Source organism: Microvirga sp. 2YAF29, from assembly GCF_052114605.1.
Lineage (GTDB): Bacteria > Pseudomonadota > Alphaproteobacteria > Rhizobiales > Beijerinckiaceae > Microvirga.
Map to the genome: position 1 here is coordinate 64,358 of NZ_JBFRFB010000006.1, position 24,194 is coordinate 88,551.

The 24,194-nt window shown below is 59.1% G+C and carries 24 protein-coding genes; 3 read left to right on the forward strand and 21 right to left on the reverse strand.

Going from position 1 to position 24,194, the window contains the following annotated elements:
- Window positions 1-11 precede the first annotated feature (11 nt).
- The 5 genes from AB4Y85_RS09925 to AB4Y85_RS09945 form a co-directional block, all read right to left on the reverse strand.
- Window positions 12-866, reverse strand: a complete 855-nt coding sequence (locus AB4Y85_RS09925) for an ureidoglycolate lyase (RefSeq protein ID WP_441984726.1) — start codon at window positions 864-866, stop codon at window positions 12-14.
- Window positions 867-945: 79 nt separating this feature from the next.
- On the reverse strand, window positions 946-1,650 hold the full coding sequence (locus tag AB4Y85_RS09930; protein ID WP_441984727.1) for a GntR family transcriptional regulator: 705 nt from the start codon (window positions 1,648-1,650) through the stop codon (window positions 946-948).
- An 82-nt stretch (window positions 1,651-1,732) separates the two neighbouring features.
- Complete coding sequence (locus tag AB4Y85_RS09935; protein WP_441984728.1) at window positions 1,733-2,596, reverse strand: ABC transporter permease; 864 nt, start codon at window positions 2,594-2,596, stop codon at window positions 1,733-1,735.
- Window positions 2,593-3,396, reverse strand: coding sequence for an ABC transporter ATP-binding protein (locus AB4Y85_RS09940; RefSeq protein ID WP_441984729.1), 804 nt, complete (start codon window positions 3,394-3,396; stop codon window positions 2,593-2,595). Before AB4Y85_RS09940 ends, AB4Y85_RS09935 begins: the two co-directional genes overlap by 4 nt.
- A gap of 14 nt (window positions 3,397-3,410) precedes the next feature.
- The gene (locus AB4Y85_RS09945) at window positions 3,411-4,427 is read right to left on the reverse strand and encodes an ABC transporter substrate-binding protein (RefSeq protein WP_441984730.1); all 1,017 of its coding nucleotides are present in this window, start codon (window positions 4,425-4,427) and stop codon (window positions 3,411-3,413) included.
- 354 nt (window positions 4,428-4,781) lie between these two features.
- On the opposite strand from AB4Y85_RS09945, the gene AB4Y85_RS09950 reads away from it, so the two are divergent.
- The gene (locus AB4Y85_RS09950) at window positions 4,782-5,501 is read left to right on the forward strand and encodes a fumarylacetoacetate hydrolase family protein (RefSeq protein ID WP_441984731.1); all 720 of its coding nucleotides are present in this window, start codon (window positions 4,782-4,784) and stop codon (window positions 5,499-5,501) included.
- Between the two features lie 71 nt (window positions 5,502-5,572).
- Here AB4Y85_RS09950 and AB4Y85_RS09955 read toward each other — a convergent pair whose 3' ends face one another.
- From AB4Y85_RS09955 to AB4Y85_RS09965, 3 genes are read right to left on the reverse strand one after another with little or no spacing between them, the layout of a single operon-like run.
- Window positions 5,573-5,746, reverse strand: coding sequence for a hypothetical protein (locus AB4Y85_RS09955; RefSeq protein WP_441984732.1), 174 nt, complete (start codon window positions 5,744-5,746; stop codon window positions 5,573-5,575).
- 46 nt (window positions 5,747-5,792) lie between these two features.
- Window positions 5,793-6,332 (reverse strand): chromate transporter, encoded by a 540-nt coding sequence (locus tag AB4Y85_RS09960; protein ID WP_441984733.1) that lies wholly within the window; start codon window positions 6,330-6,332, stop codon window positions 5,793-5,795.
- Window positions 6,325-6,882: a chromate transporter gene (locus tag AB4Y85_RS09965; protein WP_441984734.1), complete on the reverse strand. Its 558-nt coding sequence runs from the start codon at window positions 6,880-6,882 to the stop codon at window positions 6,325-6,327. The genes AB4Y85_RS09960 and AB4Y85_RS09965 overlap by 8 nt, the downstream gene beginning before the upstream one ends.
- A gap of 310 nt (window positions 6,883-7,192) precedes the next feature.
- Between AB4Y85_RS09965 and AB4Y85_RS09970 the strand changes: the two genes are divergently transcribed.
- Complete coding sequence (locus tag AB4Y85_RS09970) at window positions 7,193-8,071, forward strand: SDR family oxidoreductase (protein ID WP_441984735.1); 879 nt, start codon at window positions 7,193-7,195, stop codon at window positions 8,069-8,071.
- Between the two features lie 186 nt (window positions 8,072-8,257).
- Window positions 8,258-8,470, forward strand: coding sequence for a hypothetical protein (locus tag AB4Y85_RS09975; protein WP_441984736.1), 213 nt, complete (start codon window positions 8,258-8,260; stop codon window positions 8,468-8,470).
- 36 nt (window positions 8,471-8,506) lie between these two features.
- Here AB4Y85_RS09975 and AB4Y85_RS09980 read toward each other — a convergent pair whose 3' ends face one another.
- The 13 genes from AB4Y85_RS09980 to AB4Y85_RS10040 all read right to left on the reverse strand — a co-directional run bounded on the left by AB4Y85_RS09980 (window position 8,507) and on the right by AB4Y85_RS10040 (window position 23,707).
- Complete coding sequence (locus AB4Y85_RS09980) at window positions 8,507-10,141, reverse strand: MFS transporter (RefSeq protein WP_441984737.1); 1,635 nt, start codon at window positions 10,139-10,141, stop codon at window positions 8,507-8,509.
- Window positions 10,142-10,288: 147 nt separating this feature from the next.
- Window positions 10,289-11,404, reverse strand: coding sequence for an alcohol dehydrogenase catalytic domain-containing protein (locus tag AB4Y85_RS09985; protein WP_441984738.1), 1,116 nt, complete (start codon window positions 11,402-11,404; stop codon window positions 10,289-10,291).
- A 52-nt stretch (window positions 11,405-11,456) separates the two neighbouring features.
- Window positions 11,457-12,932 carry a xylulokinase gene (xylB, locus tag AB4Y85_RS09990; protein WP_441984739.1) on the reverse strand — a complete coding sequence of 492 codons (1,476 nt, stop codon included), beginning with the start codon at window positions 12,930-12,932 and terminating at the stop codon, window positions 11,457-11,459.
- Window positions 12,933-12,953: 21 nt separating this feature from the next.
- On the reverse strand, window positions 12,954-14,438 hold the full coding sequence (locus tag AB4Y85_RS09995; RefSeq protein WP_441984740.1) for a mannitol dehydrogenase family protein: 1,485 nt from the start codon (window positions 14,436-14,438) through the stop codon (window positions 12,954-12,956).
- Window positions 14,439-14,540: 102 nt separating this feature from the next.
- Complete coding sequence (locus AB4Y85_RS10000; protein WP_441984741.1) at window positions 14,541-15,266, reverse strand: SDR family oxidoreductase; 726 nt, start codon at window positions 15,264-15,266, stop codon at window positions 14,541-14,543.
- A 10-nt stretch (window positions 15,267-15,276) separates the two neighbouring features.
- Entirely contained in the window at window positions 15,277-16,050 is a 774-nt protein-coding gene (locus AB4Y85_RS10005) for an SDR family NAD(P)-dependent oxidoreductase (RefSeq protein ID WP_441984742.1), read from the reverse strand.
- 104 nt (window positions 16,051-16,154) lie between these two features.
- Complete coding sequence (locus tag AB4Y85_RS10010) at window positions 16,155-17,207, reverse strand: NAD(P)-dependent alcohol dehydrogenase (protein WP_441984922.1); 1,053 nt, start codon at window positions 17,205-17,207, stop codon at window positions 16,155-16,157.
- A gap of 11 nt (window positions 17,208-17,218) precedes the next feature.
- A complete protein-coding gene (locus tag AB4Y85_RS10015; RefSeq protein WP_441984743.1) occupies window positions 17,219-17,425 on the reverse strand; it encodes a DUF2160 family membrane protein in 207 nt (68 codons plus the stop codon).
- Window positions 17,426-17,428: 3 nt separating this feature from the next.
- Window positions 17,429-18,283, reverse strand: a complete 855-nt coding sequence (locus AB4Y85_RS10020) for a carbohydrate ABC transporter permease (RefSeq protein WP_441984744.1) — start codon at window positions 18,281-18,283, stop codon at window positions 17,429-17,431.
- Window positions 18,280-19,161 (reverse strand): carbohydrate ABC transporter permease, encoded by an 882-nt coding sequence (locus AB4Y85_RS10025; RefSeq protein WP_441984745.1) that lies wholly within the window; start codon window positions 19,159-19,161, stop codon window positions 18,280-18,282. Before AB4Y85_RS10025 ends, AB4Y85_RS10020 begins: the two co-directional genes overlap by 4 nt.
- Window positions 19,162-19,263: 102 nt before the next feature.
- Window positions 19,264-20,694 carry an ABC transporter substrate-binding protein gene (locus tag AB4Y85_RS10030; protein WP_441984746.1) on the reverse strand — a complete coding sequence of 477 codons (1,431 nt, stop codon included), beginning with the start codon at window positions 20,692-20,694 and terminating at the stop codon, window positions 19,264-19,266.
- Window positions 20,695-20,880: 186 nt separating this feature from the next.
- Complete coding sequence (locus tag AB4Y85_RS10035; protein WP_441984747.1) at window positions 20,881-21,882, reverse strand: AraC family transcriptional regulator; 1,002 nt, start codon at window positions 21,880-21,882, stop codon at window positions 20,881-20,883.
- Between the two features lie 145 nt (window positions 21,883-22,027).
- Window positions 22,028-23,707 carry a GMC family oxidoreductase gene (locus AB4Y85_RS10040; protein ID WP_441984748.1) on the reverse strand — a complete coding sequence of 560 codons (1,680 nt, stop codon included), beginning with the start codon at window positions 23,705-23,707 and terminating at the stop codon, window positions 22,028-22,030.
- Window positions 23,708-24,194: the final 487 nt, after the last annotated feature.

The window sequence follows — 24,194 nt, forward strand, 5'->3', positions numbered from 1 at the left end:
CTCAGGAAAGCCTAGCCCTGTCCGTTCCAGCTCCTGACGAGCTGATCCTGCTGGCCAAGGCCTTCGATGCCCAAGCGAACGCGATTGCCGGGCCGCAGATAGACCGGGGGCTTCATTCCCATGCCGACGCCGGGCGGTGTACCGGTCGCGATGACATCGCCCGGCTGAAGGCTCATGAACTGGCTCAGGTAGCTGACCAGGAACGCGGCCCCGTAGACCATCGTCTCCGTGCTGCCGTTCTGATAGCGATTGCCATCCACTTCCAGCCACATCTGGAGGCTCTGGGGATTGGAGACTTCATCGCGCGTGACAAGCCAGGGGCCGATCGGTCCGAAAGTGTCGGCGCTCTTACCCTTCGTCCATTGGCCTGAGTGCTCGATCTGGAAAGAGCGCTCCGAGACATCATTGACGACGCAATAGCCTGCCACATGCTCAAGCGCCTCGGCTTCGTCCACGTATTTCGCAGCCTTGCCGATCACGATGCCGAGCTCAACTTCCCAATCCGTCTTTTCGGAACCGCGCGGAATTTCGATATCGTCATTCGGACCGCAGATGGAGCTGGTCGCCTTCATGAAGACAATGGGCTCAGGCGGCACGGCCATGCCGGGCTCGGCTGCGTGATCGGAATAGTTGAGACCGATGCAGATAAACTTGCCCACCTGCCCGACGCATGGACCGATGCGCGGATGACCCTGGACCCGCGGCAGCGTGGATGGATCGATGCTGCGCAGCCGCTCAAGCTCTTTATTCGACAGGACCGCGCCCGCGATATCCGGAACGACACCGGAGAGGTCGCGGATGTCGCCATTCTGATCGAGAAGGCCTGGCTTTTCCTGGCCGAGCGGACCGTAGCGTAGCAGCTTCATGAGGTTTCCTTGTTTGTTTAAGATGATTATTAAAATGGGATGGACTGTCGAGCAGACGCAGTTGCCCTGAACGCCTCCGTCAGCCGGGCGGCGAGCGATCCAATCTGATCTTGGGCGTGGGGTGAATTTGATCTTCGATGTGCCTGAGCGTCGTCTGGTAATGCTCGATGAGCCGCTCGACGGCCAGATCCGCCTTGCGATCAAGCGCGGCTTCCATGAGAGCGCGATGCTCTTCCAGGGTGTTCCGATAGCGCTTCGATGACGCCACGGAAATGAAGCGATATCTCTGCGCCTGATCCATCAGGTCCTTGCAGATTCCGATCAGAATCGACGAGCCGCAGGCTGCGATCAGGGCGAGATGGAAAGCGCGGTGACGATCCTCCCACGCAGGATTGGTGCTCGTATCCTCCTCGGACAGCTTCCATGGAGTGCGTGAGAGATGGTGGAAGTCAACGACGATGCGCTCCTCCCAGGACTGGTCGCCATTCTTGATGGCCTCTTCAAGGGCCTTGCCTTCGAGCCAGCATCGGGTCTTCACCAGCTCGCGCCAGCCCTCGATGCTCACCGGCGGTACGAAGAAGCCTCGCTGATCCTTTCGCTCGAGCAGCCCTTCGGAAGAAAGACGGTTGAGAGCTTCTCGGACCGGATTGAGGCCGGCTCCGTACCGCTCGGAAACGAAGTCGATCAGGAGTTTCTGTCCCGGCCGCACTCCGCCGTTCAGAATGTCCTGGCGAAGCCTCTCGTAGACCGAGGTTGCCGCAGTTATCTTTTCGATCTTGTTCATGACGCAGCTCGCGCAAGGTGTGATTCAGAGCGGAATGTCCCGGCGGCCGATGAAGGTCAACCGCCGGAACGCCGCACTCCCTCTATTGCGCAAGAGTCTCCTCTGTAACGCTTTCCTTATGCCAGAACACGAACCGGCGCTGGACCCAGGCTACGATCCAGAATGTCGCCAGCCCGAGCAGGCTCAGGTAGATGATCAGCGAGAACACGCGTGGAGTATTGAGCTGAGCTGCCGCCACGCGGATCAACTCCCCGAAGCCTTTTCCGCCGCCCAGAAACTCCCCCACCACGGCACCGACGACGACCAGCACCGCAGCGTTCTTCAACCCCGAGAAGAAGTGGGGCATACCAATGGGAAGTTTGAGCTGCACCAGAGTCTGCCAACGGCTTGCCCCCATCGTCTTGAACAGCATGCGGGCATTGTGGTCAGCCGCGTGCAGGCCCGCCGCCGTCCCGACGATGACCGGGAAGAAGGCGATGAAGGCAGCAAGCGCCACCTTGGATGCGATGCCGAAGCCCAGCCACGATACGAAGAGGGGCGCGAATGCCACCTTCGGCATCGTGTTGATGGCCACCAGATAGGGCATGACGGCCTTCTCGCCGAAAGCTGTCTCGCCCACAAGGACACCGAGCCCGAAGCCGAGAACGACAGCGATCACGAAGCCGAGGAGAACCTCCTGCGTCGTGACCCATAGGGCCTTGAGCATGTAGTCGCCGGTCAGCAGGTTCCTGCCGACCACGAACAGATCCTCGATCGTCTCGATCGGACTGGGTAGAATGATGGGCGAGATCAGTTCGATTAAATATACGAATTGCCATACGGCCAGGAAGCCGATCATCAGGGCCAGCATCGACACCCAACGCGGAACTCGGTCGATCCAGGAAACGTGCTCTGCCCATACGGTCTGTTCGGGAATGGCGGGAGCAAGGACTTGTGCCTGGGTCATTGAAACGCTCCTTTGTCGAGATGACTGCGGATGCGGTGGACAAGCGCTCCGAAGCGCGGATCGGTCATCATGTCCAAGGTTCTCGGCCTGGGCAGGTCGACCGTGATGGCCTCAACGAAACGGCCCGGCCGCGGCGACATCACGTACACCACGTCCGACAGGATCACGGCCTCAGGAATCGAGTGGGTTACGAGGCAGGATGTCGCGTTGCGCTCCAGGCAGATCCTCTGCAGCTCCATGTTCATGAAGTCGCGGCTCAATTCATCGAGTGCGCTGAACGGCTCATCGAGCAGCAGGACCGCGGGTTCAGTGATCAGCATTCGGCAGATCGCCGCGCGCTGCGCCATGCCGCCGGAAAGCTCGCTTGGATATACGTTCTCGAAGCCTTTCAAGCCGACAAGATCGAGAAGCTGGCGCGCCTGACCGTGCTTGGCCCGAGCGGCCCCCTTGCCGTCGCGGATCTCGATCGGCAGCACGATGTTCTCAAGGGTGGTCCGCCAGGGGAATAGGGTAGCCTGCTGGAACATCATGCCGATGTCCCGACGAGGTCCCATCACCGGCTTGCCTTCGAGAACGACACTGCCTGACGACGGCGGCTGCAAGCCTGCCATGATCTTCAGCAAGGTGGATTTACCGCACCCGCTCGGCCCGATGATCGATGAGAAAGTGCCCTCCCGCAGCACCAGATCCACCTTGTCGAGAGCCTGCACATTGCGCCTGACGAAAGTCTTGCTCACGCCTCGCAGTTCATACACCGGTCGGCCCATGAGGCCGACCGGTGCAACAGCTTGTCCAGCCATCGAAACCACCGCCATTACTTCGCGCCCTTGTTCCAGGCATCGACAAACTGGTTGGTGTAAGCTGCTTTCAAATCAGGAAGCGGAGCTTTCAAAACACCAGATTCCACGGCGCTCTTGTGCCACAGTTCCCAATGCTCCGGCGGCTGGTAGCCCCAGCCTTTCGACTTGTCGAACGGCGTGATCCGCTCCTTCACCTGCTCGAACAAAGCCGTCGACAATTTGGTATCCTCGCCTTCCTGCGGGTTTCCGGCCTTCGTGTGCTGCAGCACCTTTTCCTTGTTCTCCGGCTTCAACCCGAATTCCGTTGCCTGCACGAGAACGCGACCGAACTTTTCGACAGCCTGAGGATTCTGATCGATGAAAGACTTCATCGCCGCGTAGCCGTTTCCGAAATAGCTCAGATATTGCTCGGGCGTGATTTCCCGCAGCTCGATTCCTCGCGTTTGCATGATGGCTGCATCGCTGACGGCTGCCGCATAGGCTTTGATGTCACCGCGCAGGAATGCCGCCGCAGCAAGGCCGCCGTCACCCACCGGAAGGAACGTGAAGTCCTTACCCTCCTGCATCTTCAAGTCGTTCAGAATGGCGCGCGTGAAGCCGACCTCTGCGCCGTCGGCGGTTCCGACACCGATAACCGTTCCCTTGAGATCGGCAGGCGACTTGATCGCAGATTTTGCGGGAGCAACCACACCGAAGACCGATTTCGCAAAGTGATTATAGATGAAGACCACATCGACACCGCGGGCGCGCGCGGCGAGAACCGGAGCCGGGCCCGGCTGCCCGATCTGTGCCTGGCCGGCCGACATGGCCTGAAGGACCTGTGAGGAGCCGTCCACGGCTTCGACCGTCACAGCGAGCCCTTCCTTCTCGAACATCTTTTCGCCGAGCGCCACATAAAGCGGGAAGTTGTTCACGGCAGATGGATTCGGAAGAACAACAGTTATCTTCGTGGGCGCGTTCTGCGCTTCAGCAACGCTCATCGCCCATGGAGCCAGGGCAAGCGTTATCGCTAATCCAAGAGTCTTGCTCATCTTCATCGACGTTTCCTCTCCTGCATTCTGCGCTCTTTGGCGCCGCCGCTTTTTTGACGCGGCGACTAATGATGTACGGGCCACCGTCGAATGTCAAAAAATGTATATTTTTATTCTAAAGTACAAACTCCATTTATACGCTCATTGCGTTTTGCAAAGCACAATATAATCCAGAAAAATTAATATTTTCATTGTGCAATGCAGTAATTATGGATCCATCAATAGAATTGATTACAGCCTTACCCTACGAAAGAATAACTCGCATCCAGCCGATAAAATACATTTTATAGAGCCAAATGAGAAATCAGTGATCCATGCAGGCACCTGAGCACAGGTGCATTTAGGAGGACGGCGATGGATGTTAGTTCTTATGTGATAGCGCCCCCGGCTCGCGCTTTTTTGCCTGTGACGGGCACGAGCCAGACTTTCCCGGTGCGAAGGATCTATTGCGTCGGCAGGAACTATGTCGCCCATGTACGCGAAATGGGTGGCGACGAGTCTCGAGATCCGCCGATCTTCTTCCAGAAGCCCGCCGACAGCATCGTCCAGGACGGGAGCACGATCTCCTACCCGCCCATGACCAGCAACTACCATTACGAGCTCGAGTTGGTCGTTGCGATCAAGGAAGCCGGGCGGAACATTCCGGTCGCGAACGCTCTCGAGCATATCTACGGCTATGGCATCGGCCTCGACATGACCCGCCGCGATATTCAGATGGATCTCGGCAAAAGCGGCCTGCCGTGGGAGGCCGGCAAGGCTTTCGATCACTCATGCCCCTGCGGCCCCATTCATCCGGTCGAGCAAGTCGGGCATATCTCGGAAGGCTCTATCCGTCTCACCGTAGACGGTGAGGTGAAGCAGGATTCCAATCTGGGATTGATGATCTGGAAGGTGCCGGAAATTATCGCGAATCTCTCCAAGTACTTCACACTCCAGCCTGGCGACATCATCCTGACCGGCACTCCGGCGGGCGTCGGCCCGGTGGTACCGCGCAATGAACTCGTCGGTACGATCGACAAGCTGGGAACGTTGAGAGTGCAAATTAGCGACTCAGAAACATCTCAGCGGCAATAGCACGCGTGAGTCAGAGCACAGGCCAACATCGTCTCAAAATGAGTCCAAAGCACAATTTTGTCAGGGATCATTCAAGACGACTTGGCCTGCGCCAAGACTTTGTCGAACTCCTCCACTGGTAGCTGGGATCCGCCAGTTGTCCAGACGACGCAGGTGGAGGGAAGCTGAGCACCCTGCGCTTTCAGTCCTTTGAGATAAGAAGCGACAGATGCAAATCCCGAAGCGGCGGAAGGCTCCAGTTTCATGCGCGCCTCATCGCCCATGCCGGGGCCGATCTCTCAGGCGCTCTTCTTATTGAAGCGTGCCGTGCCAGATTACGAAGACGGAAGCGCCGCCTGCGAGGAGAACCAGCGGGTTGAGTTTCGGGCGCCACGCCAGGATCGCCGCCGAGACCCCTGCGACGATCCAGGACAGTACACCCGCACCGGCAATGCGAAAAATGGCAAAGACACCAGCCAGGATCAGTCCCGCGCCGATAGGCGCGAGACCATTCTCCAGCGCCGTGTGCCAGTGGCGCCCACGATAATGGTTCCACATCTTCGTCACGCCGTAGCAAAGCAGGGATGAGGGGATGAACAGCGCAAGCGTCGCCACGACGGCTCCGGTCCAGCCAGCTACCTTCCAGCCGAGCAAGGTCACGAGCATGGAGCCCGGGCCGGGCGCGGCCCTGGCGATGGCGAAGAGATCGACGAATTCCCGCGCGCTGACCCAGTGATAGACCTCGACGGACTGATGCTGGATGCCTGCAAAGATGCTGGGCCCTCCCCCGATGGAGACCAGGGAGAACGGCACGAAGACGACCATCAGAGTCCAAAGGATATTGTCACGCATTGGACGAAGCCTTCCACCAGGCATAGGCGACCGACACCGGCGCGAGCCCCAGCACGACCGGTACCAATGGCCATTGCAGAAGGCCAACAGTCACGAAGGTCGCCATCAGGATCATGAACGGAACGAGCTTTTTGCTCGTGCTGTAGGCTCCCTTGGCGGCGACGATCAGGAGCAACCCGATGGCAGCGGCAGCCGCCCCGCTCATGGCATCCTGAATCCACGTCATCGTGGAGAAGCGTGCATAGGCCGTGACGAGCGCGATGACCGCGAAAAAGGGACCGATGATAAGACCGGTGAGAGCGCAGACCGCCCCCATGGGCCCGCGCAGGCGCTGCCCGATATAGACTGATAGGTTAGTGATGTTCGCCCCGGGAAGGATCTGCGAGAGGGCCAGACCGGAGAAGAAATCGCCGTCGCTCATCCAACCGCGCTGGGTCACCACTTCGCGATAGACCCAGCCGGAAAGCCCGCCGCCGAAACTGAAAAGTCCCACGCGGAAGAACACGAGGAAAAGCGATGATAGGGGAACAGGCGCCCGGGTCGGGGACATGACGATATTCAGAACTCGAACTTGGTGACTGTCTGGGGATATGCAGGCCAGCACGTCAAGCGCATCGGGCATTCCCTGCGACACCCTATTCTATAGCTTTTGCCGGGTCGCATCCGCAATGGCGGCGAAACTATCTTTATTCCTGGATTGCAGGCCCTGATTGGCGAACATGGATACAGCAGCTAGAATGCCTGCGTTGAATACAAAGGAGGTCCTGCCAAGCCGTTCGCGCATTTCAGCACTCGAGGCCGGCAGATAAACGATTCTCGCGAACTTTTCCCTTCATCTATCGCCCTACGGTTTAGCTCCCATGAACCTGTTCGTCTTTGGCGCCGGCTATACAGCCAGCCACTTTATTACCCAATGCAGGAAAGAGTTCACGACGATTTGCGGCACCGCGCGCTCCAGTGAGAAAGTCCAGGCTTTAGAAGAGACAGGCGTCTGCGCCTATCGGTTCGATGGCGCCGATCATGATCCTGCTCTGATCGAGCAGCTTTTATCCGCCGATGCGCTTCTCGTCTCCATCCCACCAAGCAACGGGACGGATCTTGTACTGAACCGTTTCGCGGACGTGATTGCGTCTTCCTCGCGGCTGCGCTGGATCGGATACCTCTCCACCGTTGGCGTCTATGGCGACGCGCAAGGCCGGTGGGTCGACGAAGACACCGCGCCAAGCCTGGCGACGGATCGCGCGCACCAGCGCATCGAGGTCGAGCAGCAATGGCTGCGCCTTGGTCAGGACGCTTCATTCTCGGTCCAGATTTTCCGTCTTGCGGGAATTTATGGCCCAGGGCGCAATGCTCTCCAGCGTGTTCTGGACGGCACGGCCAAGCGCCTTGTCAAGCCAGGGCAAGTCTTCAACCGCATCCATGTCGATGACATCGCTCAGGTTCTGATGTCGTCCATCGAGAGGCCGAGCAGAAGCGCGATCTACAACGTGGCCGACGACGAACCAGGGCCTCCGCAGGACGTCATTGCCTATGCGGCCGAACTCCTCGGATGTGAACCTCCCCCGGAAGTTCCATTCGAGGAAGCTCATCTCCCTCCCATGGCCCACAGCTTCTACCAGGACAATAAGCGTGTGCGAAACACGCGCCTCAAGACGGATCTCGGGGTGGCATTGCACTATCCCACTTACCGCGAGGGCCTTCAGGCGCTACTGCCATCGGTTTTGGAGCAAGGCCGTTGAAGAGGCCGCCCGGCGAGTGTGGCTCGACTATCCCTACGGCCATGGAAGACCGAGCTGGGACTGGGGACAGATATGGTGAGGCAGGTCCGATATATGCATCGCGCCACCAAGTGCACAAGCGCACACCCCTGCAGATGAGAAAATGCCACGGTACACTTCATCGCCGTGGGCCTATGGAGACAAAGAATGCGCATGATCCTCGCAGTCCTTTGCCTGTTCTGGGGTTCACTGGACGATGTCGCAGCGGAAAGTCTCGATACATCGCAGAAACGGAAGATAGAACATTATCGGACGCTGCTCGTTGAGCTGGCATCCTCGGATTCGCGCCTGGAAGCCAAAGGCCCGATCGATCTTCCCGAAGGACTCAAGAATGCCATTGAGGATTGGACGCGCAGCTAAGGCCCCGCCATCAAGGCGCATCCATCTGCCCCCCACTCAGGAAGAACGATGAGGATCCGTGAGCGCGTCGCCGATCTCGTGAACGCGCGGCCCTGCATCGGACATCATCACTCCGGTTTGCCGCTCGATCATCCGGCGGACACTCGGCGGATTGGGGCCTTGATGAAGCGCACGAAGCCTCTCGCCGACGAAGGCATCGGCATGCGTCCGGCGCTGGTTGTGCCGCACATATTCCAGCCATGTCGGGCTGTGGTAACGTTCGACCCAGAGCTCTGGATTTTCAAGGTCCCGCAGCAGCGTCCAGTGGCGCGCGCCATCCCTGCGGCGAATCCGACGCCGCTCTGCCATGATGGCTAAAAATACTCCGGTATCCGCTTCCCGAATAAGGTACTCGATCGTCACGACGATAGGACCGCTACGCGTGCGAATATCGAGGGCGACATTCGGTTCGGCCCATCGGTTCAATGGATCGAGATTGAGCGACTTCATTTCCGGAAGGGTGAAATGCAGGCCAAGTGCGGCTCCCGCCAGCAGAACGATGGCCGAGATCAGCAGCGCGTTCGTCGTTCCAAGGTTCTCAGCAGAGATGCCCCAGATCCAGCTGCCGAACGCCATCCCGCCGAAGGTGGCCATCTGGTACAACGCGAGAGCACGCCCGACCACCCAGCGCGGAGAAGACAGCTGCACCGTGGCATTGAAGCTGGAGAGCGCCAACACCCAACTGGCGCCGCCTAGAGCCATCGCGGCAAGGCTCATGGCCGCACTGCTGCTCACACCCGACACAGCCGCGCAGATGGCGAAACCGACGAAGGCGATGCGCACCAATGCTTCGAGCGACATGGCCTGTCTGAGACGTGCACTGAGGAGAGCGCCACCGACGGCACCGGCACCGAATGCACCCAAAAGAAGGCCAAACGTGAACGGTCCGCCCTGGATGAGATCACGGGCAATAAGCGGCATCAATGCCTGAACAGCGACGGCGGCGAAGCCGAACACGGCTCCGCGCAGAAGAACGACGCCAAGGTTGGGAGACATGGCGACATAGCGGATACCGGCAGCCATTGCGGTCCCGAGGGACTCCGGAGGCAGGACCCTGGGAATGCTTGCAGGCCGCCAGCGCGCCAGCACGAGGATCAACCCAAGATAACTCATCGCATTGATCGCAAAGGCAGCAAAGGCTCCCGCCGCCGCGACGATGAGACCACCAAGGGCAGGCCCCACGCTGCGTGCGATATTGAAGCCCATGCTGTTCAGGGCTATGGCGGCCGGCAGGTCATGGCGTGGCACCATCTCCCCCACCAGTGATTGCCAGGCTGGCCCATTGAAAGCGATCCCGCAGCCGACCAGGAATGTGAAGGTGAGCAGGAGCCAGGGCGTCACCAGCCCGAGATAGGCGAATAGGGTCAAGGCAACCGACACCGTCAACAGGAAGAGCTGCGCGACGAGCATCAGCCGGCGTCGGTCGAAATTATCTGAAATGGCTCCCGCCATCAGGGAGAACAGCATGATCGGCAGAGTCATGGAGGCTTGGACCAGAGCAACCATATCCGCAGAAGCGCCGATCGAAGTCATCAGCCACGCCGCGCCGACCGATTGGATCAGCCCACCCAGATTGGAGGCAAGGCTTGCGAGCCAGACGGTGAGGAAGATGCGATGCCGGAACGGGGACAAAGATGAAGCCCCACCCACAAAAGGACCGGTTTCTCGCGATGTATAGCGCACTCGGCTTCGCTCCCCCTTCCTTAACTAGCAGAGCCTGCCTGATTTGCCACCTCTTTGGATGATCCTTGCTCGAAGACACGCAGTTTCAGGCGAGGGTCATCTCTTACCGTCGCCCCTCGCCTCCATCAGGACCTTGATGCTGTCGAGCGAATTTGCCACGGCAATGGCATCGTCCCACTCCTCAAGCCGATAGCGGTGGGTAACGATGCCTTTCGAGATGACAAGCCTGCGCGACAAAAGATTGATGGCGATGGGGTAGCAATAGGGTCCGAGATGGGCTCCCCGGATATCGAGCTCCTTGCGGTCGCCGATGATCGACCAGTCGATGGTTGCCGGCGCCCCGAACACGGAGAATTCCACGAAACGGCCGAGCTTGCGAATGATATTGAGGCCCTGCTCGACTCCTGCCGGAGAACCGGTGGCCTCGATATAGACATCGCAGCCATAGCCGTCCGTCAGGGAACGGACGACAGCCAATGCATCCTGCCCGCGGGGATTGATGACCACATCCGCGCCGAAAGACTTCGCGAGTTTGAGCCTTTCATCGACCATATCGATGGCGATGAGCAATTTCGGCGTCTTGAGCCTCGCGACCTGAATCATCATGAGCCCAATGGGCCCCGCGCCTGCGATCACCACCACATCATCGAGCTGAATGTCGCCCCGGTTGACCGTGTGAATCGCGCAGGAGAGCGGTTCGATGATCGCCGCGTCATCGTCGGAAATGTCCTCGTCGATCTTGTGCACCCGCGCAGTGCGCGGAATGCGCATGTACTCGGCCATCCCACCATCGGCCACGATACGCTGGAACCCGAAGATATTATGGACCTCACACATCCAGTATTTACCGGTCCGGCAGAACCGGCATCGATCGCACGGCACGATCTGCTCAGCGATCACACGGTCTCCGGACTTGACGCCGAAATGTCCCTCGGCGCCAGGCCCCAACTCGTCCACATAGCCATAGAATTCGTGGCCGGGAATGACGGGCGGCTTCACATACGGATTGTCGCCGCCCCAGAACATCTTGGCGCCCGACCAGCATTTGCAATCGCTGGCGCATATCCCGCACGAAGCGATGCGGAGCACCATTTCCTGCTCTCCCGGCACCGGGCGATCCACCTGCTCGACGCGGTAATCCTCGGGGCCGTGGCAGACGATGGCCGTCATTCTGCGATTGGAGCCCTGGGGTTTCTCTTCGGTGACGGCCATGTCGAGATCTCCTGCCCTTTGATGTGCTAACAAACCAATCCGCTGTGCACTTTTAAGATACCGATGCCGCAAAGGATGACTTCAGGTCCGAATACAATCGGCGATACAGAGAGCGTCGGGACACAAGTGCCTCGACCAGCTCAGGCTCCGGCGCGATGACATGAGAGATAGGCGGCGGCGGACATGCTTCATCGAGACTCACGCCCGACGCCGCAATCCTGCCGAGCCGTGCCGCGCCCAAAGCCGGCCCCACTTCGCCACCATGGTGATAGGTGAGAGGGCGCTGAAGAGCAGCTGCCAGAATTCGTCCCCACAGTTTCGAGCGCACCCCTCCGCCGATAACCGAAAGCCCTCCGATGCCCCCGCCGCTCGCCTCCAGAACATCGAGGCCATCGGCCAAGGCGAAGGCGACCCCTTCGAGAGCGGCGCGCCCCAGATCCGCTCGCGTCGTCGACCCATCGAGCCCGAAGATGACACCGGATGCAGCCGGATCGTTGTGAGGTGTGCGTTCACCGCTGAGATACGGCAGGAAGACAAGACGGCTTTGCACCTTGGTCGCGAGGCCGGCGGCCTCCACTTCCGCAATCAGGGCTGCCTCGTTATCCGCGCCGGAAAGACGGGCGGCGAAAGATAACGTCGCGGCCGCCGACAGAATGACGGCCATCCTGTGCCACATGCCCGGGATGCAATGGCAGAAGGCATGAACCGCGCGCTCCTGGTCTGTCTTCAAGCGGTCGTCGGCTACGAAAATCACGCCGGATGTGCCGAGCGAAACAAAGGCCATATCCGGATGCACGACGCCGATGCCGACAGCACCGGCGGCATTATCGCCTCCACCTCCGGCAACCGGGATGCTTGGCGGCAACCCAAGCAATGCGGCGGCCTGCGAAGACAGCGTTCCAGAAACCTCAGTTCCCTCCACAAGGCGTGGCATGTGCCGTTCATCGAGGCCGGTCGCGGCAAGCATGTCGGGCGACCATTGCCGCCGTCCGACATCGAGCCACAATGTGCCCGCGGCATCCGACATCTCGCTGACAGCCTCGCCGGTGAGCATCAGGCGTAGCCAATCCTTTGGAAGCAGAACCCGCGCGGTTCGCTTAAAGATCTCAGGCTCGTGCCTCGCCACCCACAGGAGTTTGGGCGCCGTGAAGCCGGGCATCGCAAGATTTCCAGTGATCGAACGGCTTTTCGGCTCGCGCTGTTCCAGCTCCCTGCATTCCGCGCCGGCACGCCCATCATTCCAGAGAATGGCAGGCCGCAGCACCTGATTGCGATCGTCGAGCAGAACTGCACCATGCATCTGCCCGGATAACCCGATGCCGGCCACAGCATCGAGCGGGCGACGCGTTTTCAAGCGGCCAACAGCCACTTGGATCGCTTCCCACCACGCCTGAGGATCCTGCTCTGACCAGAGAGGGTGCGGGCGAGACAATGCGAGCACAGCCGATGCCTCGTCGATGAGCGAGCCGTCTTCGTCGATGAGGATGACCTTGACGCTGGAGGTGCCTAAATCAATTCCCAGATACATCGGCTTTCCTCCTCCATCGCATCAAGCGGGGGTGCCGCTCAAATAACGCTGCAATGTCGCTCGTGTCCCCTCCCGCCATAAGCCGTTGAGGGCAATCCTGAACTGTGATCGGAATTGGGAGGAATCCGCGAGATCGCCGAAGATATCGCGCAAGGACAGGAATGCGTCCGGGTCATCTTTCGCAGCGAGAGCCGCTGGCGTCACGCGCCCGGCATTCGGATCATTCAACTCGAAGGCGGCGCCTGCATCCGTCGTTCCCGCGCAATAGCGACACCAGAGTGCCGATTCCAAAGCAAGGCCGGCGACATTCGCTCCAGCCTCCAGCCTGTCGCGTGTGGAAGGCAGGATGAACTTCGGCTGGCGGTTCGATCCGTCCTGCGCCAAGCGCGGAATAGTATCGCCCACATCCGGGTTGGCGAAGCGGTTCGCAATGAGCTTGTAGTAATCGTTGAGATCCACGCCAGGCACTGGCGGCACATGAGGAATGATCTCTTCGGTCTCCAGCTTGTCGAGGAAACCGCGCACGAGGGGATCGGCCATCGCGTCGTGCACGAAGTGAATTCCCAGAAGTCCCGCCGGATACGCGATAGCCGCGTGTCCACCATTGAGGATGCGCAGCTTCATCAGTTCGAAGGCCGCCACATGCGACGTGAAAGTGACGCCGACCTCTTCAAGAGCCGGCCGACCTGTGGGGAAATGGTCCTCGAGGACCCATTGCCGAAAAGGCTCGCAGAAGACCGGCCAGTTGTCTTTGACGCCGAACCGCTTCTCCAGAATGGATCGCTCTCGATCCGTCGTGGCCGGAGTGATGCGGTCCACCATGCTGTTCGGAAATGCGACCACCTCGCGCACATGGGCCGCGAGTGCAGGGTCAACCAAGTCCGCAAGGCCAGCGACGGCATCCATCGTCACACGCCCATTGTGGGGGATGTTGTCGCACGACATGACCGTGAAAGGAGCCAGCCCCCGATCTCGGCGGCGCTTCAAGGCGGCGAGCAATATGCCGAACACGCCTCTAGGCGCATCCATGTGGGAAGCATCGTAGCTGATTTCGGGATGCTCAGAGTTGAAAGTTCCTGTTGCCGGATCGATGCAGTAACCGCCCTCGGTTACGGTGAGCGACACGATCCTGATTGCCGGATCGCCGAGGGCGTCGACAACGGCACTGCCATTCTCATTCACCGGCACGAAACCGATCATGGGGCCAGTCACGCGGGCTCTGTTGGCTCCAGGCTCCAGCTCGACCACGGTGGTAAGCCAGTCCTGCGGCGCGAGCGCTTGGCGCATAGCCGCATCTCCCTGTCGCACACCGGCGCCGACAATGGCCCAGTCATGGTCCTTTCCGGCATTGAACAGATCGTCCAGGTACACGGCCTGGTGGGTGCGATGGAAGTTTCCAAGGCCGATATGGAGAATACCTGCGCGCAAGTCCCCACGGGCATAGCGTGGCCGGGCAACCGTGTCAGGCAAGGATGCGAGATTTGCAAGGGAAAGGGAGCGAGCCATCCGATCAGAACCTAACGAGTGAGGACAACGGGATTCATAGACTTTCCGCTGGAGCGCCGAATGCCTAGACGAAAGAGTTTTACTCCGCTTTGCCTCTGGGGATCAATTGATCATGAAGCCGCCATCGACAGGCATCGCCAACCCATTCAGCATCGCGGCCCGGTCGCTCAACAGGTAAAGGATCACCTCCGCGACGTCTTCCGGATCGGCAAAGCGCCCAAGAGGAATGCGCGAACGCATCCTGCCGGACTTCTCAGGATCGCTCCATGCCTTCGTCGCCATCGGCGTGAGGGTTACTGTCGGGTTGATCGCGTTCACGCGGATCTGGTGACGCCCCAGTTCGTTGGCCATCACCCGCGTCAGGGCATCGAGCGCGCCTTTCGAGGCACAATAGGCCGCATGATCAGCAAAGCCGATGAAGGACGAAATCGAAGAGACGTTCACGATGGATCCCGGCAGGCCACGAGCCACACGATCTCGCGCATATTCCTGGGCGACGATCATCGGCGCGCGGGTATTGACCGCGTAGATCAAATCGAACGTCTCCGTGGTCACATCCAGGAACGGATCGAGAGCCGTCGTTCCGGCGCAGTTCACCAGATAATCGACAGGAACGGCGGCAAGCGCTGCCTCACGTGTCGCAACCGCATCCGCCAGATCGACAATGATGGAGCGGCAGCCGATCTCTGCCTCCAGGATATCGAGATCTTCCTTAGTACGCGTCATCGCCACCACTTGAGCGCCGTGCTCTGCGAGGCGCCTTGCCGTTGCACGACCGATCCCTTTACCGGCTCCGGTCACTAGAACACTTTTTCCTGAAAATTCCATTGATGTTCCCTCACCAGCACGTAAAGCCGCCATCGGCGCTGACCACGGAGCCCGTCATGAGGCTCGCCCCATCGGACGCCAGGAAATGCACCACGGATGCGATCTCATGCGGCTGCCCCAATCGTCCCATGGGCGTATCGCGCAGCCACGCTTCGACCATCCCAGGCGTCTCGTAGGCGTATTTTGTCAACGGTGTCTCGATATAGGTCGGCGCGACCGCATTCACACGCACACCACGATCCGCCCACTCAGCTGCGAGCGAGCGCGTCAGATGATGAACGGCTGCCTTGGACGTGTTGTAATAGCTCTGACGCTGAGGGCGATTGACGATGAAGCCAGACATGGAGCCGATATTGACGATGGCGCCGCGCCGGGCCTGAAGCATGTGTCGCCCGAAAGCCCGATTGCACCAGAAGACGCCGTTGTAATTGACGTCGTTCACATTCAGCCAATGCTCATCCGTAACATCTTCCGCAGGGGTTCCCGTACGGGCGATCCCAGCACTGGCGACGAGGATATCGATGCGCCCAAACCGTTCTACCAGTGCATCGGCTAACTGCGTCACCTGGGCGGAGTTGGTGACATCGAGAGAAGCGGCTTCAGCCGAGAAGCCTTTACTCTTCAGATATGACCGACCCTCTTGCGTGACATCCGCGTCGATGTGGGCGATGACGACCTGTGCTCCTGCATCAGCCAAAGCCTCGCAACAGGCAAGTCCGATCCCACGCCCTCCCCCGGTTACGACGGCCACACGGTCATCAAGCCTGAGCTTTTCAAGGAACATGCTGGTCTCCTTAATCGACAGCCTTCAGGACAGCTTATGCCGTGGATGACCTCAGCGTTGGCATAACGCTTTCTGACATTGCTGATCGTGACTGGCGCCATAAGCTACTCCTGGTATTCCTGGTCCTGCATATCGATCTGAATTTTGACCTCCCCCTTCGGAGCCGAAGCCGCGTACTCGAAGGCCTCGATGCTCCTGGAGAATGGAAAGGTGCGGGTGATCAGCGGCCCAACATCGATGGAGCCCGATGCAAGCATGGCGATGCAGCGCGGGAACACATGGGCGTAGCGAAACACGTGCTCGACGCGGGCTTCCTTCACCTGGGCCTTGGCAACATCATAGGCGATGGGCGCAAGCGGGATGCCGACATAGACCACGCAACCTCCCGGACGCAGCGGATCGAATACATTGGCAGCGGCTTTCTCATTGCCCGAACATTCGAACACGAGGTCCACGCCCCATCCGTCCGTCTCGGTGCTCACCACCTCATTCAGGTCGCGATTGCGAACATTCACGGCAGTGACCGGTCCCAACGTCTCGGCGAGTGAGAGCTTGTCGTCATCGACATCGGTCACGATCACCCGGGCGCATCCGGCAGCCAGAGCCGCAAGCACCGTCACGAGGCCAATGGGCCCCGCGCCGATGACGACGGCAATGTCGCCCGGCTTGACCTGCGCCTTCGTGGCAGCGTGAACGCCCACGGCCAAAGGCTCCACCATGGCGGCAGCCTCGAGGGAAACGTTGTCCGGCAGCTTGAACGTAAAATCCGCCGGGTGAACGACACTGGGGCGTAAGACACCATGAACGGGAGGCGTGGCCCAGAACCGCACGGCCGGATCGAGATTATAAAGCCCGAGGCGGGTGGCTCGGCTGGACGGATCGGGAATGCCCGGCTCCATGCAGACACGGTCTCCCACCTTGAACTCCCGAACGTCGGACCCAAGCCCCGTGATGACGCCTGCGGCTTCGTGGCCCAGCACCATCGGCTCGCGCACGACGAAGGGGCCGATGGCGCCGTGGGTATAATAGTGAACATCGCTGCCGCATACGCCCACCACCTTCAGCTGAATGCGGACATCGCGCGGGCCGAGCCTTTCTTGGACGACGTGATCACGAAGGGAGAGCTTTCCCTTCTCCTCAAGAACCAGTGCTTTCATCATGGATCCTCCTACCCACGCGCGATGACGATCGCTCCTATAACCAGCGACAGGACGGCCGCGATGCTGAGAGGAAGGACGGATTCGACGAAGCGCATCCAGAACAGGTTGATGGCAACGAAGGCGAGGACCGCGATGAAGACCCGGTCAAACGCATTAGTCTCGATCGGCAGGAATCCGCGGCGTTCCACAGCGGGCCGTTCAGTATCATCGGCCATCCGTCACTCCTTCACCGCGCCGAAGGTGAGACCAGCCACAATATGGCGCTGCGCAAGGCTGAGCACTATAAGTGCCGGGATGAGGGTCAGCATGGCGGTCGCGGCCATTCTTCCCCAGTTCGTTCCGGTCACGGTTACGAATTCGGCCAACCCTGTCGTGATGGTCCGGGCATTAACACTCGTCAGTGTTGCCGCGAACAGGTACTCGTTCCACGCGAAGACCCAGGTAAGAATTCCGGTCACAGCAAGGCCCGGCCTGGCCAGTGGCAGAATGACCCTGGTCAGCACCTGCCACGTATTGGCTCCATCCACGAAGGCTGCCTCGTCAAGCTCCTTGGGAATGCCATCGATCACCCCGCGTAAGGTCCAGATCGCGAATGGAAGATTGAAGACACAGTAGAGAAGGATCAGGCCGATCCGTGTGTCGAACAACTTGAAGTCGCCAATTACGAAAACCTGCGTATAAAGAAGAAAGAGCGGGAGCAGGAAGACGGCAGGTGGCGCCATGCGGTTCGTGATGGTCCAGAAGAAGACGTTTTCCTTTCCCGGCAGCTTGTATCGGGACAAGGCATAGGTCGCGAGCAGGGCTAGCGCCGTGACCAGCAACGCGTTCGATGTGGCGATCACGATGGAATTAGTCATATAGCGCTGGAAGGCAGGATCGCTCAGCGTGGTCGTGTAGTTCTCCGTAAAGAAGCTCGAGATCAGGAAGCTCGGGCTCCCGAACAGTTGTACGCGGCTCTTCGCGGATACCGCGAACATCCAATAGATCGGGAGCAGCGTAATGAGGCTCGCGATCGTCCAGAAAGCGATGGGACCGAGCACTGCAGATGCCCTGTTACGAAGATGCCGCATCATTCAGCCCTCTTCAAATCGCGCCGTGCGACAAGGCCCGCATAGAGCATCCAGCACATGACGATGGTGAGATAAAGCGTGATAAGGGACATGGCGGATCCGTAGCCGTAATCCGTTCTCGGAAAGACGACGCGCCAGATGTAAAGTCCGACATAGCGCGTGGCAGCGCCAGGCCCTCCGCCAGTCAGCATCCAGACTTCGTCGACCGTGCGTAGAGCATCCATCATTCTGATGAAGACCGTGGCGAGGATGGCCGGCTTCAGGAGCGGCAGCGTGATGTGCCAGAAGATCTGGAATCGGTTCGCGCCATCGATCTGCGCTTGTTCGAACGGCTCTTTCGGCAGAGAGGAAAGTGCTGCGAGCAGTGTCAGGGTAACGAGCGGCGTCCAGTGCCAGGTATCCATGACGACTGTGGTGAAGAACGCTTGGTCGATGTAGCGACTGATATTGAAATCATAACCGAACCACCGGTTCAGATAATAGGGCAATGGTCCGAGGCCGGGCACCGTCAGGAGACGCCACGTCGCGCCGACTGCAATGGGTGCAATGACGAGCGGCAATGTATGAATGGTTCGGAAGAAGCCCTTGCCAGGGAAATCGCGCATGAAAAGCTGAGCCAGAAAGTAACCCAGCACAATCTCGCTTACCACGGCAAAAAATGCGAATTTCAGCGTGATCCAAAGAGAATAGAGAAACTGCTCGTCAAAGACGAGGCGCCTGAAATTGCCGCCCCATATGAACTGCATATTCGGATTGGCGGCAAAGCTGTTCCATTGCATGAACCCGATGACGAGAACATAGAGAAACGGAACGACGCCGAAGATGAACAGAATGACGAGGGTTGGCGCGAGGAAAAGCCATCCCACCGAATTCGAACGCATTGGATGCTCCTGCCGGCCGAGCGTCACCGTTCGGCAAATTTCGGGTTAGATGACCACCGCGCTTTAAGCGCGGTGGTCCAATCAGCCCAATGGGAGGGCGCATTACTTGCGATAGCCGAGGTTCTTCAATTCCGCATCTGCGGCCGCAGCAGCCTTATCGAGAGCCTCATCAGGCTTCAGTTCGCCCGTGATCGCCTGGTAGATAAAGGGAGCGATCGCCTCACGAACCTGATTGTGGAACGGGAACGGAGGAGCGCCACGGAAGAGCGGCCCTTCCTCGCGCATCATCGTGTAATATCCGTCGACCTTGGCATCCTGAGCCTTAACCTTTGGATCGTCATAGGTTGCCTTGTGCGTGATGCGGGATCCGGCGAGCGCCCAATCGGCCTGAACTGAATCCTGCGCGATATATTGCAGCCAGAGAAGCGCGGCGTTCTTGTTCTTCGAGGAGTGCGGGATGCCGAAGGCGCCACCATCGTAGTAGCCGATATATCCGACGCCGGATGCCGCCTGCTCCATGACGCCGGGCTCTACAGGTGGAAGCGCAACGCCTACCTTCCCGACGACAGTGGATTTCTTGTCGTCGGTCGCGACCCAGGCCGCGTTCTCACCATAGACGAGACCCTGTGCGGCGCGGCCAGCCGCGAAGGTCGCGGCAACCTCATCCCAGGTGCTCGATGTCGATTCCGGCGGTGCGTAAGCGAGATTGCCGATCCACCACGCGAAAGCCGCCTTGGCCTCAGTGCTGTTCATACGCCCGCCATTGGCAACGGAAGCACTATAGGACTTTGTGTCGATGCCCCAATTGTAGACACCGAAGGTGGGAAATATGCTCTCCACCACTTCATAAACGGCAGCCGGATGTCCAGAGGCTGCCTGAACGGTGGTTCCCCAAAGCTCCTTCCCGTTGCTCTTGCCCCAATCGGTAAAGAATTCTGCGATCTGGCGATATTCCTTGTGATTTTTGGCAGGCACGAGGTCAGTGCCGTATTTCGCCTTGTAGGCGTCCTTTATCTTCGGATCCTCGAACAGATCTTTGCGATAAAGATAGACCTTGATGAAGGCTTCCATCGGCACGCCGAAGAGGTCGCCCTTATCGTTCTTGAAATTATCGACGAAGCTCGTGAATTTCGACACGTCGAAATCAGGGGACTTGAGCTTGGGGTTATCGTTCAGCGCCTTTGTGAGATCGACGAGAAAATTGCGCGCGAGATAGCTGTAGATGATGTCCTGTTCGATATAGACGAAGTCATAGATACCCGTATTGGCCTCCATGTCCTTGATCGCCTTATCGTACATCTGATCCCAGGACGTGGCCTCGAACTCGACCTTGATGCCGGTTGCTTTGGTAAAGGCTGGTCCCAGCACATCCTTGGCGTAATTGGATGGCGGCGTGCTCTCGGAGATTCCTCGAATAGTCGTCCCTTCCATGCCCTTCGCAGCATCCGACCAGAAGTCGGCAAAAGCTGGCGATGTGCCTGCAAGCAAGGCGGCAGTGAGCGTAGAGGCTACCAAACTCTTGAAGTGATACATTGCGTTTTCCTCCCGAAAGTGAACCCAAGCCAATCTATTGGCGTCGCTTGAGGCCAGAATGCACGGCGCACCCATTGAGAGATGCGGCATGTCGTTTTCCTGGGCGCTGGGCGAGCGATCTGGAGCCCTGTGCCCGGACTTATTCCCGAAAGCCGTCCGAATACTTCGCCGACTTCTTAGGAAATTTTAGAAAGTGGTTGCGGAGGCTTCCACGCCTCTGCTCATCGGGAACTGTACTTTTTTGTCCGCACCAGCGTTAGATCCGTATCTGACAGGCGCAAAAGAACTCTCCTGTCCTGCGGCAGAAGCCGGTGTCGTGCAACGCCGCGCCGTTCTGCGGTAGGCAGACGGGGTCTGGTCGCAGATCTTCACGAACTGGCGATTGAAATTCGCGATGTTGTTGAAGCCCACATCGAAGCAGATCTCCGTCACTGACCGATCCGTATGGGCTAGCAGCGTGCAGGCTGAGTAGATGCGCGTCTGATTGACGAATTTTGCGAAGGTATGTCCCGTCTGTTTCTTGAAGAAACGCGAGAACGCGCTGGGCTCCATGCCGCAAAGCTGAGCTACGACTGGGAGGTGAATATCGGAAACGTAATGATTGTGGATATAGTTGATCGCACGCTCCGCCTTCTCCGACGGGCGAGATAGAATGGTTGCCGCCGGGGCACGATGAGACAGCGTCTTCCGCTCGGATGGATTGTTGGCCAAGGTGGCCAGAAGCTCCAGAAACAGGATCATCCGCTGAGCACCCTGAACATGACCGATCTGCCGTAGCAGGGATGCGCCCTTGCGCGCCGTCTCGCCGGAGAACAACAAGCCGAATGCCGCTTCGGCGAGAAGGAGTTGCACTTCCTCGAATTCAGAGAAGTTGCTGCAGATGCGGTCCGCGCATTCAGGGCTGAATTGAACCAGCATGTCGCGGTCGGGGACGATGAGACTACCGGTCTCGCTGAGCCAATTGTGAGGCAGGTTCGGCCCTGTCAGGACGAGGCAGTCAGGCTCGAAAGGGCCGACGTAGTCGCCGATCATCATCGTGCCTGACGAGTTCTGGATCAGGTGCAGCTCGTACTCGATATGGTAATGCCACTTTGCCAAGTGATGGGGGTAATCATGCACGTTCCAGCGGAACGATGCGGATGGCGGAAATACGATAACCTCATACGCGGGGACTGATTTACGTTCCATTCTCGCCGCCCTCCATGTGGTGCAGCAGGCCGTTTCCTCTAAAGTCCGCTCTTTGGCGGTTATTGTGCCGCGTCTTGTTTCAACGAGACTGCGGTGCGAATCAAAGCCCGCGATGCAGGCTCTTTATGCATTCCCGTGTCACTCTTCAGTTTTGTGATAGAATTTCATACCGTCGATCCTTGGTAGGATACCGAACTGACGCCGTCACAAATTCGGCGGCCCGATGCCCGAGCATCAGGGCTGCCGCATTTGTGTTGGCGGAAGGAATGAAGGGGATGGCGGAGCAGTCGATCACGCGAAGATTCTCGATGCCGCGCACCCGCATTCGGCTGTCGAGCACGGCCATCGGATCATTGTCGGGTCCCATCCGGGCAGTGCCGGATGGGTGATAATTGGTCTTCACGGTGCGGCCGCAATAGTCGATGAGCGCTTCATCACTCGCGATGTCGGAACCGGGCAGCAATTCCTCGGCGATCTTTGGGCCGATCGGCTTTGTTCCAAGTAGCCGCCTTGCAACACGGAGAGAGGCCAGCGTCAGGCGCAGGTCATCCGGATGACCGAAGAAGTTCGCGTCGACCAGAGGCTTGTCGGCCGGATTCGCGCTCCGCAGCCGTACGCTTCCCCTTGCCTTCGGGCGAAGCAGACACGAGGTGAGCGTGACTCCGAAGGTCGGCGTTGCGCTCGATACATCGCGATCCAGATAGACGATGGGAGCACAGTACAACTGCATCGTGGGCCGCTCGCCGCCGTCCGGGTCGTAGAACAGGCAGGACTCGATCCCCGTCGTCGTCACGGGGCCTGTGCCGAACAGAACGTATTGCAAGCCATTGCGCAGCATTCGCCAACCCTTGTCCTGCCCGAAATAGCCACTCGGCCGGCGCGTCGATGCGATGATCGGCACCTCGTGATGGTCCTGCAGATTGGCCCCGACACCCGGAAGATCGGCCACGACCTGAAGATTATGCTGCTTGATGTGATCCGCAGGACCCAAGCCGGATAACATGAGAAGCTTGGCCGTATTGTACGTGCCTGCCGCAACAAGGACCTCACGCTCGGCATGAGCGCGTAATGTCTGTCCGTGGTGGATGTACTCCACGCCGACGGCTCGGCCATGCTCGACAATGATCTTGCTGACAAGGGCATCCGTCACGATGGTGAGCCGTGAATCGTCGAGCACCTGGGACAGAAAGGCCGACACGGCATCGCACCGAACCATGCGCCCGCCGCCATTCGTGCCCATCGTATGCTGCATGATGCCGATTCCTGCCTGGCGTTCGCCGTTGAAATCGGGATTGTAGGAATGGCCCATTCCCTGAGCGGCTAAGAGGAAGTCCTGCGTCGTGTCGCATAGATTTCCTGGGTCGGAGACCAGAAGCTCCCCATCGATGCCGTGATAAGTATTGTTGAACTTGGTGTTGCGCTCCATCGCCTTGAAATGCGGCAGCACATCCTCATAGGACCAGCCGGAGCCTTTACCGAGATAGACGTCCCAACCGTCATAGTCCTCGCGTTGACCGCGCATGTAGACCATGGCGTTGACGGCGCTGCCGCCACCCAGAACTTTCGCCTGTGGCACGATCGGCGCACGCCCCCCCAAACGCGCTTGCGGCAAGGTCTCGTGCATCTCCAGAAAGTCGTCGCGCGCAAGATATTTCATATAGCCGGCAGGCATGCGCATGATGGGTGCTGTTCGGGCCGGGCCTCGCTCGATCATCAAAACACGGCAGCCGAAATCACGAACAAGCCGGGTCGCCGCCACACAGGCGGACGAGCCGCCCCCGGCAAGAATGAAGTCGTATCGCGCCGTCTGACCCGATGACGTCATAAGGCTTCCACCCTGCTTCCTCTCTTTCATGAGAGGCTTGCCAAAGAGCCTACGATGGCAATTTCCTACCGGCTACAATCTCTACTGCGCCCGACCTGTACTTTTTTGATCTAAAGGCGGATTTAAAGTATGCGCCGGGATTTCGAGGTAATACTTCCTCTTCCGCGCGCAGCACGGACAAGGGCACCAAATATCAGAAGCCCAGCAGGCTCATTGCGCATTCCGCTGATACGACAAGCTTAAGAGCCTGCGACGGACGAGCAGTTATTCCGTAGCGATCAAGCAACGTCGTATGCGGTCTCGCCTCAACCCTGCGAACTACTCGGGGTCGCCAATCGCGCCTGGCAGGTCCGGGTCGTTCCCCATTGAGCCTCGAGGGATTGGAGACTGGGTAAGCTGGGACTCAACGTAGTTGGGAGGCCTTCCATCCGAGCTTCCAGACACGCAGCCGGAAACCAAAGCCGTCAGGATGATCAGAAGTGGGAGC